We start from the raw sequence: 13,830 nt of genomic DNA on the forward strand, positions 1-13,830 counted from the left end.
CATATATTCAAGTTCTTAAGTTCAAATCATTACGATGTCTTAATCATAGCGGACTTTATGCCATTTTACTATGACACATGTCACATAAGCCTTTATCAAATCCAAACCTGTTCCTAAAAAGGTCCTTTGCTGAATCAACCTTACGATATTTTTGGTACTTTTTTATTGACAAACTAATTACACCAATCCATACTTTTATATATGGCAATTTCTTATGTTAAACTGCTTTTATTACTGGAACAATTATCGGCATTGGGATTTATTGGAGTATATAGAGGAAAATGATTCCACAAAGATTGAATGAGATAGGCCCCGAAACTTAATTCGGGCATCATCATGACAATATAATATATTTACCAGGGGAACCGATGGGGCGATATGTCCAGCCGCCTACTCATACAAAAGAAAGGGACTGGTGCTCATGTATGTTACATATGGCGATTTATTTACCTTTGTAATCATGCTATGTGCAGTAATAACTCTTGTTTACATGCATAAAAAATAGCGTCCTTCACCTTGCCCGGTAGACGCTATTTTTTAGTAACTATCAACCGAGGTGGCTAGGCCTAATCTAGTCATCGGTTCTCTTGTTAAATATATTATATCGATTCCTAAAACTCCTGTCAACGTTTTTTCTTCCCTAATATGCTAAAGCCAGATACCCACTCAAAAAAAGGAACCGTAATTTTATAAAAGGTTCGGTTCTTGTTTTTGTGAATAGGTACTCCTTGCAAAACCCCCAGTCAAAATGCTATAGTATAGTGAGGTTTGCATGTGAAAGGAGACATATCATGGTATCTTTGCCAGGAACCGGCGAAACCATATCAGGATTCACCGTGACTGAACTTGGATTCATACACATGCTGGGTGCCCGGACCGTGGAGTTTTACCACGCCCACAGCGGCGCCCGGCTTTTATATATACAGAACGATGACCCGGAACTGGGGTTTAACCTGATTTACAGGACGCCCCAGTTTGACGGCACCGACACAAACCACATACTGGAACACCTCCTTTTGTCCTCCTGCCGCAAATACCCCAGCAGGGATATTTTCTTTGACATGGACAATAAGAGTTATTCCACCTTCATGAACGGACTTACGGATAATACATATACCTGTTATCCCATATGTACATTGAGCCAGGAACAGCTGATAAAGCTGGTGGATGTGTACCTGTGCTGCATGGAGGAGCCGGATGCGCTGAAGGAGAAGAATTTTTTTTTGAGGGAGGCGCTGCGTCTGGAATTGGAAGAGCCAGATGGCCCCCTGTCCATGCAGGGCACCGTGCTCAGCGAGGACTGGGGCCATCTCACGGACATTCAGGAAAATGCCGACAGCTTCACAGCCAAAGCCCTGTATCCCGGGCTTCCTGCGTCCAACCTGCTTGGAAGGCTTCACCTTCACTACAGGGAACTTTCATTTGAACTTGTCAGGGAAGCATTTAACCGCTGTTATGATTACTCCAACTGCCTGATGGTGCTTTACGGGGATGCGGACTACCGGTCAGTACTTGAATTCCTTGACAAGGAACACCTGTCCCGTTACAAAGGAACGCACCGCTCCCTGCTGCCCGTCATGAATCAGGCGCCTGCCCCCGGCAAGCGCTGCCTTACAGCCAAAAGTCCTGCTTATGCAGACAGTCCCAGGGAACAGGCATCCATCATTGACTATGCCATCGACCTGACAGGCAGCAGCCAGGAGGAACTAATTTACTGGGATTTATTTACAGATGTTCTTGACAGTGACACCTCCCCCTGGCACCGGTGTGCAAGGGAAGCCGGCATTAACAACGTAATGGAGGTATATCTGGACCTTCTTCTGCCTGCCCCGTCCCTGCGTTTCCGTCTGAGGAATGGGGATGAAGAACAAAAGGATGGGTTCTGCCGTATCATCCGGTACGCGCTGCAGGAAATCAGCGCCAATGGGGTTACCCCTGAACTGTACCAGGCCGCCATGAAGGAAAACAGGCTAAGCGATGCATTAACCAGGGAAGGGTCCCACCTGGGATTTAACATTTCCGAGGAAATCGGCAGGTATTGGAGCCAGACAGGCAAAACAGACTATTTCCAGCTCTACGAAACAGCCTCCCGCAGATTCGCCCATGACAACAGCCAGTCCATCCTTAAAATGCTGGCTTCCCAGGCACTTGCCCCTGTCACCAGCGCTGTTGTGGTAACGTCGCCCTGTCCCGGAATGGCGGAGGAACTGGAAGAGGAAAAGGAACAGTACCTGAAGGAAACACTGGCTTCCATGTCCATGGATGAGCGGCAGCGCCTGTGTAAGGACACGGCAGCTTTCCGCCAGTGGAATTCCATGGATTGGGGCAATATGGATTTCCTCATACATCCAAAAGACCTTCCGTCCCCAGCGCCGGGCGCTCCCTTCCGGAAAAAGGAATTTGGGACCATGACCAGCTACACCGCCCCAGCCGGCGTGGACGCGGTTGGAAGCTACCAGATATACTTTGACCTGAGCCTTATTCCCCAGGAGGAACTTAAATTCCTGTCCCTGTATCAGATGCTGCTCACGGAACTGGATACAGGCCGGTATACGGTGGAACAGCAAAAAACCCTGGAGCAGGAATACCTTCACGACTGTACCTTTGACGAACTCTATCTGGATTCTGCGGCCGGCGCCGACAGCCGCCCCATGATGACCGTATTCTGGTACGGACTCACCGCGGACTTTGGGGAAAGCCTGGATTTCCTTCTGGATATTATGGGCGGAGGGGAATACGATGATATTCCCACCATACTGCGCATCCTTGAAAAATATCTCCCTGATTACGACCTGTCCCGGGCCGATATGGCCTCTTCCCTGTCCTTCAGCCTGGCAGAAGGCTATATCAGGCAGGAATGCAGGTTCAGGAACCTGCTCAATAGTCAGGACGTTTATTATTTCCTGAAGGATGTGGCAAAAAAACTGAGGGAAGAACCGGAATCCGCCAAAGAGATAACAGACACACTCCGGCGTATAGCGGCTGCCATATTATCCGGAAGCCGTCTCACGTTCATGGCATCCGCAAATCCGGATGTCTTGGGGGACGTGGAACAGGAAGCCATAAGGCAGCTGGGTAATATTGGAGGAAGCCAGGGTACCATGAGACAGATGGGTGTCCTTGGAAGAAAACAGGATGCCATATGGCAGCTGGATGTCCTCGGAAGAAAACAAGATGCCAGACAGGCAGACGGCGCCAGTGGGGCAGATAGCGGGGCGGCCAGTGGGACAGCCAGTGGGGACTCCAGCCTTGATGCACAGGTCCGGTATCCATCCTTCATCCTGCCGCCTCAGAAACAGAAGCTGGCCATATGCGTGGACGCCCCTGCCCAGGAAACCCGTATGATGGGGGACTTTCGCGCAAATGCAAGCTTTAAAGGCAGGCATCTCCCCTTCCTCCTGGCATGTGCGGATAAATACCTGAAGCCCGCCATACGTTATCAGGGCGGGGCATATGACAGCGGAATTGACTTTTACATTCCAGCCGGATATTTTACCTTGTGGAGCACTGCTGACCCCGAAGTCAGGTCTACCCTGGAACTGTTCTCCAATACGGGAAAGGCGCTCTTGGACATTTCCCTGACACAGCAGGACCTGGACGGTTATATCCTAAGCGCCTACGCCCAGGCACTGCCTCCTGCCGGAACGCTGAATAACCGCATGCGCTATATGCGCCGGGCCATGGCCGGAATTGACACGGAACAGATTAACCTTATGATTGCGGACATAAAAAATGCCCGGCTGGAGCACCAGTATGAGGCATCCCAGATCATCCATGACTTATTGGAACAGGGACCGATCGTGACAGTGGGCAATGAACGGGCAATCCAAAAGGGTGCCGGGTGCTTTGACGAAATCATTGTTTACAGGCCATGAGCCACAATCCATAAACGCCGCCTGCCAGGAAATCATCCCGGCAGGCGGCGTTTTACACGGTACATTATCCTGTTATACTATAACTGAATCACGAAATCCTTAGATGCTTCACCATTTACCACGTAGTAGGCCGCATTCTGCTCTGGCGAAATATAAAGCTCCAGGGTCTTGATTCCAACGCCCTTATGGGCTGCCAGATATGCCTCCTCGGCTTTCTTGAGAACGTCCTTCGCCATTATCTGCTTCCCTGCAAACTCTACAACTACGGTCCTGCCTGCCTCATGGAAGGTGTCCTGCGCTTCAGCCGCACCGGCAGTGCCCTTCTTCTCAGACACACATGCTGCGTCCTTCTGTGCAGCTGCGCCGGCAGCGTCCTTCTTCTCAGCCATACGTGCTGCGTCCTTCTGTAAAGCTGCGCTGACAGCGCCTATTTCCTCAGCAGCACATACAGCGCTTTCTTTCTTAACTGCCTGCACAGTCTCCGTTGTATCCGCCTTAGCTGCGGCCGCAGCTGTGTTCCTTCTCGGTCTTGCCATTCCATTTCCTCTTTTCATTTATACATTTTCTATGAAAATTATACGGCTTATCCCCAATATCTGTCAATGACGCGGTTATGCAAATTGGGGTGGGTTCTGTGCGGATTTCTGTTATCATTAACGGTTTACTTCTGGATTAACATGCCGGATGTACGGCATTTTCATGAATGTATACTTATTCATGCAGCAAACTGCCGCTGATTGAAGGCCCCGCAATAGACAACCTTACTTTTGTACCGCTGACCAAGGACAAACGTTAGTTGTGACCTTGCCATTTTAACGGACCAATACAAAAATACCGCAGCCCGGATACTTCCCACCCAGGCCACGGTATTCCCGCAATATTCATACAATAACATCGTTCATCCAATTCCGCTATATCCATCCAATAACATCAATCATCCAATTCCGCCGTACACAATCCCCAGAATAAACACAATCACAGCCAGCGGCACATACACATATCTGGACAGCGGGCCAAAGAAGCTTCCCAGCGGCTTTTTCCTGCCCTCCTTCAGTTCCTTGGCAATTTCCCCGAATCCCAGCACATAATAAATGGATACCGCGCCCAGTACCGCGCCAAAGGGCACCACGATGATTGTGATGAAATCCATCCATGAACCTACATTCGGTTCAGCTTCCAGGAAAATCCCCACCAGCAGCGCAATCCCGCTGCAAAGGGCAACCGCCGTCTTTCTGGAAAGACGGAACCTGGTCTGCCAGGATTCACTGACCGCCTCAAACATGTTAATCAGGCTTGTAATACCTGCAAAAGCCACGGACAGGAAAAACAGACCCGCGAACAGGCGCCCCATGGGCATCTGACGGAATACATTTGGCAGGGTGATGAACATCAGGGGCGGGCCCGCATTGGGTTTAATCCCAAAGGCAAAAACAGCCGGCATGATGGCCAGCGCTGCCATCATGGCCGCCACCGTATCAAAAAAGGCGGTGCGGATGGACGCCTTTGGTATGTCCTCTGATTTGGACAGATACGTTCCGTATACAATCATTCCTGACCCAGTGATGGACAATGAGAAAAATGCCTGGCCCATGGCCATGACCCAGGTATCTACCTTAAGTAAATCGCTCCAGTCCGGTGTAAACAGGAACTTATATCCCTCCACTGCGCCAGGAAGGAATGCCACACGGATTGCAAGGACGGCAAACAGGACAAAGAAAGAAGGCATCAGGACCTTATTAATCTTCTCAATCCCTTTTGTGGCGCCAAACATCAGGATGGCTGCGGCAATGACGATAACCAGCACATGCCAGGGAACGCTTCCGAAATTCCCCGTGGCCTGGCTGAAATAGGCGGCCGCGTCCTCAGTCAGGATTGCCCCGGTTACCGAACCGGCCAGGGCGCGGACCACCCAGCCCACGATGATTGCATATCCGATGGCAATTCCCAAAGATCCCAGTAACGGTATCCAGCCCAGGATATAACCCAGCCTGCCTTTTCCTATCCGGTTCCAGCAATATTCGTAGGCGCCCAGTGTTCCGGTCTTAGCCCGCCTGCCAATGGCAAATTCCGCTGACAGTCCCACCAGTCCGAACAAAACAATAAATAAAATATAGGGAACCAGGAATGCTCCGCCGCCATACTGTCCCACACGGTACGGAAACATCCATATGTTGCCCATTCCAACAGCAGAACCCACACAGGCCAGCACAAATCCAAAACTACTGCCAAAACCGCCGTTCTGGTGTACGGTTCCTGATACAGGTTCCTTACTTCTCTGCTTGCTCATAACTTCTCCTTTGGATGTAAATTTTCATGGTCCGTATCCGCTGCAGGGCAATTATAAAGACTCCCTGGAATGACAGATTGCGGACCATCTTTCTTATAGTACCCCATTTACATCGATTAGTCAAAGTTTTAAAGTCAAAAAGTCCGGGAACCCATATTAAAATGTGCCTGCCGCTTACGCCAGATACGTCACCAACGGAATCGTCACCACCGACAGCACCGAGGTAAGCGCAATGCTCTTGGCTGAAATACTCCCGTCCGTTGTGCCATACTCCTTTTCCACCATCATCACCACACTGCCCACCGGCATGGCCATGAGAAGGATGAAGATGCCGTAGGATACCGGGTCCACGGGAAGCAGCTTCATAAGCGGTATACAGATGGCGGGTATTACCAGCAGACGTATGGCGGAAAGCACCAGCTGCTTTTTATCCGTCACCAGTTCCCTAAGGTCGGACTGGGCCACCATGATTCCCACGGTCATCATGGACAGCGGTACGGCGGCATTGCCCACACTGTCCACGAATGTGCCCATCACCTCCGGCACACGGATGTGGAATGCAAAGATAAGGATGGCGGCCGCGCATGCCCCTGTCCCTATGTTAAATACCTTTTTCCATGGCAGTTCCGGCTTCTGTCCGTCAGCTGCCGGGGCATTTCCCATGGCAAGGAGTATGCCGTAGGAATAGACCAAAAGGTTATAGCCCACAATATAGAATGCCACAAATATCACTGCCTCTTCACCGTAAAGGCTGCGTACCAGAGGAATCCCCATAAATCCCAGGTTGGGGAATATCATCATCAGGCGGTAGCAGTTGACCTCGGCGGCGGAAAGCCCCATGATCCTGGCAAATATCTTGCTGAGCAGTATCAGCACCACAAAAAAGACAGCCACCAGGATAAGATTCTCCGTAACCATGGCCGTACTGTATGTAATTGTTTTGTTCAGGACACCTGAGATAATCAGACACGGATTAAAAATGTTGATAATTGCAGACGAAAGGCTCTTGGCGCCTTCCCCGGATACAATCCCTTTCTTATATGCAGCATAACCCGTCAGCATCATAAGGAACAAAATCAGCATCTGCTTTGCAATAATTCCTGCATTCATTCTTATACCTTCTTTATTTACATTGATTCATCCATTGTAGCTGATTCCTTATGTATTTTCAATGCATTTTCAACGGTTCGTCCTAAAACCCCTGAAAATAGGTTGAGCCGGTAGAAAAGGCCTCCTGCCAATCCCACCGGCTTATATATATGTGCATCTATATGAAAAGCTCTGACTGCTTGTTTATGGTTAAAGTATACCTGGGATTTGTGACCTAAGTTTGACCAGTTACTAAATAGTTTATAAAGAGACTTAAGAAAATATGACATTATCTTTTGAATATCTTTTATTTTCTTTTATTGACATATAATATTATATGCTGTATAGTATAAATATATTATACGACGTATAATATGATGAAACAAATAACATTCAACCAACAGAACAGAGGGATGCTTATGATATTCAACACAGGATCTGCACTTTTGGACGCAATCGTATTGGCTGTGGTCTCAAAAGATGCGGATGGGACATACGGATACAAGATTACCCAGGATGTGCGATGCGCCATCGACATATCCGAATCCACCCTATATCCCGTGCTCCGGCGCCTTCAGAAGGAGGACTGCCTGGAGGTTTACGACATGGCCATTGACGGCAGGAACCGCAGGTATTATAAGATTACGGAAAAGGGACGGGTACAGCTGAATTTGTACCGGGGTGAATGGGTAACTTATTCACAGAAGATATCCCAGATATTTAAGGAGGCTAATCTATGACCAGGGATGAGTTTATGAAGGAGCTTGCGTATCTCTTACAGGATATTCAGGACGAGGACAAGGAAGACGCGCTTCAGTATTACATGGATTATTTTGATGAAGCCGGTCCGGACCGGGAAGCGGATGTGGTAAGGGAGCTTGGAAGTCCTGAACGGATTGCTTCCATCATCCGGTCCGATATAGCTGGGAATCTGAAGGACGGAGGGGAATTTACGGAAAGCGGCTATAAGGATGAACGCTTCAGGGACCCCAATTATCAGGTTGTCAAGCGCTTCGACCTGCCTGAGGGCAGGGAACCAAAGTGGCAGGAATCACGCCGGGATGACAGGGAACGCCAGGATGGGAGGCAGGAGAATGTCCACGGCGCACAGGGAAGCCGGGACAGCTGGCAGGAGAATGTCCATGACGCACAGGGAAACCATGGCCGTCCCCGCCCCAGAACCAGCGGCCCCCTTAAGGTAATCCTGTGGATCATCCTCATCATCGTTGCCGCACCCGTGCTGCTGGGCATCGGAGGCGGCGCCCTGGGGATTGTGGGCGGTCTGCTGGGAATCCTGGTGGGCGCTCTGGTATTCATCGGGGTGCTGACCATTGCCATGCTCATAAGCGGTGTTGCCATGGTGCCCTATGGAATCGTACACATATTCATGCACCCGTTAAACGGATTCCTGATTTCTGGGACCGGCCTTATCTTCCTGGGCGTGGGAGTGCTTTTACTTGCCCTTGCAGTGCTGTTTTACGGAAGGTTCATCCCTTACCTCATACGCGGCATTGTCAATAGCCTGAACCGTCTGCTACACAAAAGGAGGTCATGACCATGAAGAAATTTATCAAAATCTGCGCGCTGACCGGACTTATACTCCTGCTGGCGGGAATCGGCATTACCTCTGTATCCGCGGCCCTGGGCGGCAGGTACTCAAGTTATCTGCCCCGGCGCATCTGGTCCATGGTATGGGATGATGAAGATTATATGGAGCATGGATGGAACGATGATGATTTTTCCGATACCCATGATTCCGGTAAGGGCTGGGTCAGATGGACCGAGGACACGCTGCGGGAGGGCGGGACTGCCGGCCAGAACCCGGGTACGTTTTCTTCCATCCGGAAACTGGATATCGATGTGGACAAATGTGTCCTGCGTGTATATGAACAGGACGGCATTTCCCAGATAGAAGTCAATGTAAATGATAAGTACGGCGCCACCCAGTGCTATATGGATAAGGAAACCCTGAAAATCAAGCGGGAACAGAAACGCCGCCGGGGCGAGGATATCCGCATCGAAGTCCTGGTTCCCACGGGCTATGAATTTGATAAGATTTCCGTTGACATGGGCGCTGCCGAATGCCAGTTCAGCCAGATATACACCAACAAGCTGGATATTGACACGGGCGTGGGCGCTGTCACCTTTACCGGAACAGTTGCCGGGGATGTGGAACTGGAAACCGGGGTCGGGGATGTGACCCTGAACCTGACCAACCCTGAACAGGATTATAATTACAGGATTGAATGCGGCGTGGGCACCATTCAGGTGGGCGGTTCCAGCTATACCATGCTGTCCCATGAAACCCATATCAACAACAACGCAGCCTACAACATGGAACTGGAGTGCGGCGTTGGCTCAATAAAAGTTAACTTTAGCGATAGCGTATAGATAAAGGAGAATTACTATGGAGAAAAAATTGTACCGGTCCAATACCAACAAAATGCTGTGCGGGGTATGCGGCGGAATCGGGGAATATTTTAACATTGACCCCACCATCGTGCGCCTGATATGGGCCATCTTCATCTGTTCAGGCCCCGGCATCCTGGCCTATTTCATCGCGGCCCTTATCATGCCCTTGGGCGAGGATTAAGCCGCTGCTTCACACAGTCCAGTATATACTGGAAAACAAGAGGCAGCGTGATTGCCCACAACAGATAAAATACCCTGAACTGAGGCAGGTCTTTTGGGAAATAACAATACCAAAGGTCTGCCTTATATTGTTCAAAACTGAATCCTGTAAACATTGACGTGTATTTTGCAAGGGCCGCGAACACGGTTTTTAAGACCATCAACGCCATGATATGGTGCATCATCACCGCATACGTATGGCTTCCGAAATAACGGACTGCCGGACTGTCCTTCCATGCAGAGGCCGCTGTGCGTGACACCCTGAGCCAGAATGCGATTCCGGTTGCAGCGGTTATGTAGGGAAGGATATATCCGGTGAAACCATTGCAGAAAGCCACCGAGTAAATAAGGGGACGCCCCCATACTGCCAGCCCCAGCTGGACGGTCAGAAGGCCCCCGTAATACCATATGCCGGAAATCCGGTCCTTCTCCTCCAGTTTCTGCCTGTACAGAGTACCCCACTGGTAACAGGGAAGCAGGAACATCATCCGTACCAGGGTCAGCCAGCCCTGCTCAAACCTGCCGCTTAAGGACAGGCTGATGCCTCCTATGCCAATCCCCATATACACGGCCGTCACCGCATATTCATTATCTGCCGCCTTCCCAAGGACACGCCGCAGCAGCACATTAGCCATCTCCACCAAAAACAGGGCCGGGACAAACCAGGCAGCCAGGTTATATTCAAACTGGTGTCCTGTTATAAAGGGTTCTATGAGCAGGTTATGAAGGTTCAGGCTTCCCCCAAAAGCAAACCCGGCGCCGTGAAGGAACTGGGTGATTATCCCATATATCAGGTTATAGGCCATGTACGGCCCCAGAAGGCGGACCGCCTTCTTCTTTGCATACGCTCCCAGATCATCCTCGCTGCCAGGACGGAAAAAATAACCTGATATGAAGGCAAAGAGCGGCATATGGAAGGAATAATAGGGAAACAGCCCTCCAATATCCAGATAACTGTTGTTCAGATGCCCGTCCACCACAAAAAACATGCCAAGGGCGGACAGGACAGCGAACTGCATGTTTACGGTGTTTCCCTTTATCTGTTTCCCAAAAGCGGGAGCTGTATCTTTCATGTACGGCATAGATTCCTCCACTTGTCTTACAGTTCCATATCATTCTTTGTAAGATAGTATAATTCATATACCGCGTGAATGCAACCTGCCAGGGACATCCCCCGGCTCACCCTCTTCCCTTTATCCCCTCCATGAACCGCCCGAAATCCGGGCACCGTATACTCTCCTCAATCTTCTCCTTATGGCGGTACCATTTCCCCAGGAAACTGTATATCCCGTTCCGGAACTCATAGCTGCCGTCCGACACATTCATAAAAATAATCACCTTCACATACTGCCGTTCCCACAAAAACGGTTCTTTTGTAAATGTCACGTGTACGAACGGGGTAAGGAAGGGGTTCTCCGCCCTTATAAGCGCTACCTGGTTCCCCAGTTCCTGGCCGAACCGTTCCACATTTTCATATAATATCCTTGCCTCCCCAAAGTCCATCATCTGCATCTCGCAAAGGGTATCAAACAAAAATTCAAAATACGTGTCCGGCGTGTCCGCCTCTGCCTCTGTAACCCACAGGCTCCGGTCCATGAACTCGTCAATATTAAAGGACTCCAGGGGCAGGGATGTCAATGCCTCCATGATATCGGAAAAGCTTTCCACAATGTTGCAGCCCGTATGGATCCACCTGACATATCCGGGAAGGAAATGCAGGGGCACGGTTGACACAATCACCTCATTGCCCGTGAACTTCATGGACTTCAGTTCATCCGCACCGCATGTCAGAAGCGTGTTCACATAGTTCCCAAACAATGCCTGCAGCTCTGTAAAATACATGACCGCCTCCGCCCTGCTGCCGGGGCATACCAGGATCAGGGTCTTGTTCTGCCGTTCCCCGTAGGTGACGATGCACATGTTAAAATAAACAGCCAGATAACCGAACTCATTGGAATTTACCTTTATGTCAAGTTCACGTTCCAGTACCTGGACAGCCACATTTGCCACATCCACTGCCAGCGGGTAATTGCAGAAAGTATCATTAAGCACCGGATTCTCAATAAGGATGCGGTTCCTGCACCGCTGCGCCATCCGCGGCAGGTGGAGTTTTAAATAGTGGGACAGCTGCTGTTCCCCTGAGAAATGCAGTCCGAACTTCTCCTCTATCCTCTGGAACATCTTACGGATCACGCCGTCAAACCTTACGTCCTCTGTTCCCGCCTCTTCCTTAAGGCTCCGGAACTGCAGCATACAGGCCATGTTATGGATTTCTATATCAGGCATGGATATGCCCATGGTCTCCCGCAGCCCGTCGCTGATGCTGACAGCCATGTCCATGAACCGGCGGGATACCTGAAGGGAGCTGTCAAATTCCACTTCCTTCCTGAACCGGCACCTCTGGGCCGCTATGTAGATTTGAAGGGCCAGCTCCCTTACAACGGCTTCCGGATAACTGACCCGCAATGCATCTGACCTGGACTTAAGGATTTGCTGTATCTGGCTAATCCGCTCTTCACCATGCCCTGTACCCGGGGCCTTCTCCCATTTCCCGTCGTCCCGGAAAAACAGCTCTGCCATACAGCGCCTCAGCGCTGTCTCCGTCCCCTGCAGCCGTATCCCCTTATGGGAGGCATGGACCACCTTAAGCCCATAAAGCTCCAGCAGCCTGCGGACCTGTCTCATGTCCTGGTTCAGGGTGGAACGGCTTACATAGAGAATCTGCCTCAGCTCTTCCATGGTTATATAATAATCCAGAGCCAGCAGCTTCCTGGCAATATACTCCACCCGTTCCGGCCCGGTATCCGGTATGCGGTCAAACCGCTCATACTGCATCTGTTCCATCAGCAGGCTGAGGGGCTTTAACCCACCCCCGTCATTGGGGACAAGGCGGTATCCCGCGCCCGGTTTTGACATGATGTGCACATCATAATCTTTTAAAAGTTCATTCAGCTTGGCCATATCCGTTTTAACGGTCCTCAGGCTTACGCCTGTCTCCAGGGCCATTTCCCTGCTTGTGACAGGTCCCTCCCTGTCCATCAGCAGGTGCAGATACTGCTTCTGACGCTTCATCAAATACATAACCTGTGACCTTTCCGCTACTCCAGCCGGACCGGGACATCCTCCGGCAAATCGCATATTTCAAATTCCATGTCCTGTTCCCTCAGCTTTTTTAAGGCCTGCAATTCATCCGAGGAACTCTCCCTCACGCTTCCCACGTTCACACGTACCAGCCCCTCCAGACTGGGCGAAAGCCCCAAAAGCTGGGAAAACGACCCGGCCACCATGAGGACCGGTTCCCTGGAGTTCCTGTATTGCCCGGCCGCGGCCCTGGCTTCCTCCACATCCAGAAACACCAGCTCCGCCTGGGGCGGACATGCCATGGTAAGGAGGCTCTGTGCAAAATAATCGAATCTAAGGCCATTGTCAATTAAGACAATGACCTTAGCACGTGTTGCATTTATCCATAATAATGCTTTTTTTCCATAAAGGAAGCTGTCATCCACACGAAGAAGTCTTATCATCTGTCATACATACCTCAGGGCCTGCCTGTTCAAACACGCTCCAGCAGTCCATTCACCCACACCATCTGTTCCCTTGAGCGTTCCAGCATATCCTCCATGTTTTCCCTGGAAGGCATGGAACCGCTTAAGATTGTCTCTATGACAAAAGGAAGGTTGACGCCTGCGAATACCTGGAACTGCTCCCTTCCGGCCCACAATTCCATAATTTTCTGGGTCACGCTCCCTCCCAAAAGATCGGTAAACACAATGACCGGTTCCCCGGGCGCAAAGGAGTTTAAAAGCCGCTCCATGTCCTCCGGAAATTCTGAATCTTCCATGTAGGCGCACACTGCATGGAGTCCCTCCACCTGGGTTACCAGGCGTATGGTATCCACATATCCCAGCGCCAGCCTGCCATGGGTTGCTATTATATACTGCATATTCC

General features: G+C 50.4%; 12 protein-coding genes. 5 read left to right on the forward strand and 7 right to left on the reverse strand.

The features are described from left to right. The first annotated feature begins 791 nt into the window (after positions 1-791). Positions 792-3,875 (forward strand): insulinase family protein, encoded by a 3,084-nt coding sequence (locus DWX59_RS12700; RefSeq protein WP_117559600.1) that lies wholly within the window; start codon positions 792-794, stop codon positions 3,873-3,875. Positions 3,876-3,952: 77 nt separating this feature from the next. On the opposite strand, the gene DWX59_RS12705 is transcribed toward DWX59_RS12700, so the two are convergent. The 3 genes from DWX59_RS12705 to DWX59_RS12715 form a co-directional block, all read right to left on the reverse strand. Continuing rightward, a complete protein-coding gene (locus DWX59_RS12705; protein WP_235845039.1) occupies positions 3,953-4,411 on the reverse strand; it encodes a DUF6465 family protein in 459 nt (152 codons plus the stop codon). A 398-nt stretch (positions 4,412-4,809) separates the two neighbouring features. Beyond that, positions 4,810-6,162, reverse strand: coding sequence for a sodium-dependent transporter (locus DWX59_RS12710; protein ID WP_117559601.1), 1,353 nt, complete (start codon positions 6,160-6,162; stop codon positions 4,810-4,812). Between the two features lie 174 nt (positions 6,163-6,336). Continuing rightward, the gene (locus tag DWX59_RS12715; protein WP_117559602.1) at positions 6,337-7,272 is read right to left on the reverse strand and encodes an AEC family transporter; all 936 of its coding nucleotides are present in this window, start codon (positions 7,270-7,272) and stop codon (positions 6,337-6,339) included. A gap of 398 nt (positions 7,273-7,670) precedes the next feature. Here DWX59_RS12715 and DWX59_RS12720 point away from each other — a divergent pair, with 398 nt between their 5' ends. The 4 genes from DWX59_RS12720 to DWX59_RS12735 are packed head-to-tail and all read left to right on the forward strand — an operon-like array spanning position 7,671 to position 9,844. Next, positions 7,671-7,991 carry a PadR family transcriptional regulator gene (locus tag DWX59_RS12720; RefSeq protein WP_008723478.1) on the forward strand — a complete coding sequence of 107 codons (321 nt, stop codon included), beginning with the start codon at positions 7,671-7,673 and terminating at the stop codon, positions 7,989-7,991. Further along, positions 7,988-8,806: a DUF1700 domain-containing protein gene (locus DWX59_RS12725; protein WP_117559603.1), complete on the forward strand. Its 819-nt coding sequence runs from the start codon at positions 7,988-7,990 to the stop codon at positions 8,804-8,806. The genes DWX59_RS12720 and DWX59_RS12725 overlap by 4 nt, the downstream gene beginning before the upstream one ends. Positions 8,807-8,808: 2 nt before the next feature. Continuing rightward, complete coding sequence (locus DWX59_RS12730; RefSeq protein WP_117559604.1) at positions 8,809-9,642, forward strand: DUF4097 family beta strand repeat-containing protein; 834 nt, start codon at positions 8,809-8,811, stop codon at positions 9,640-9,642. Positions 9,643-9,658: 16 nt separating this feature from the next. After that, a complete protein-coding gene (locus DWX59_RS12735; protein WP_117559605.1) occupies positions 9,659-9,844 on the forward strand; it encodes a PspC domain-containing protein in 186 nt (61 codons plus the stop codon). Here the strand turns inward: DWX59_RS12735 and DWX59_RS12740 are convergent. The 4 genes from DWX59_RS12740 to DWX59_RS12755 all read right to left on the reverse strand — a co-directional run bounded on the left by DWX59_RS12740 (position 9,822) and on the right by DWX59_RS12755 (position 13,825). Next, a complete protein-coding gene (locus DWX59_RS12740) occupies positions 9,822-10,955 on the reverse strand; it encodes an acyltransferase family protein (RefSeq protein ID WP_227116283.1) in 1,134 nt (377 codons plus the stop codon). The two genes, DWX59_RS12735 and DWX59_RS12740, sit on opposite strands and share 23 nt — an antisense overlap. Before the next feature lie 106 nt (positions 10,956-11,061). Beyond that, positions 11,062-12,963, reverse strand: a complete 1,902-nt coding sequence (locus DWX59_RS12745) for a BglG family transcription antiterminator (RefSeq protein WP_166460213.1) — start codon at positions 12,961-12,963, stop codon at positions 11,062-11,064. A gap of 17 nt (positions 12,964-12,980) precedes the next feature. Beyond that, positions 12,981-13,406 (reverse strand): PTS sugar transporter subunit IIB, encoded by a 426-nt coding sequence (locus DWX59_RS12750; protein WP_117559608.1) that lies wholly within the window; start codon positions 13,404-13,406, stop codon positions 12,981-12,983. A 29-nt stretch (positions 13,407-13,435) separates the two neighbouring features. Continuing rightward, positions 13,436-13,825, reverse strand: a complete 390-nt coding sequence (locus DWX59_RS12755) for a PTS sugar transporter subunit IIA (RefSeq protein WP_117559609.1) — start codon at positions 13,823-13,825, stop codon at positions 13,436-13,438. Positions 13,826-13,830 lie beyond the last annotated feature (5 nt).

It is taken from the genome of Enterocloster aldenensis (genome assembly GCF_003434055.1).
In the GTDB taxonomy this organism is placed as follows: Bacteria; Bacillota; Clostridia; order Lachnospirales; family Lachnospiraceae; genus Enterocloster; species Enterocloster aldenensis.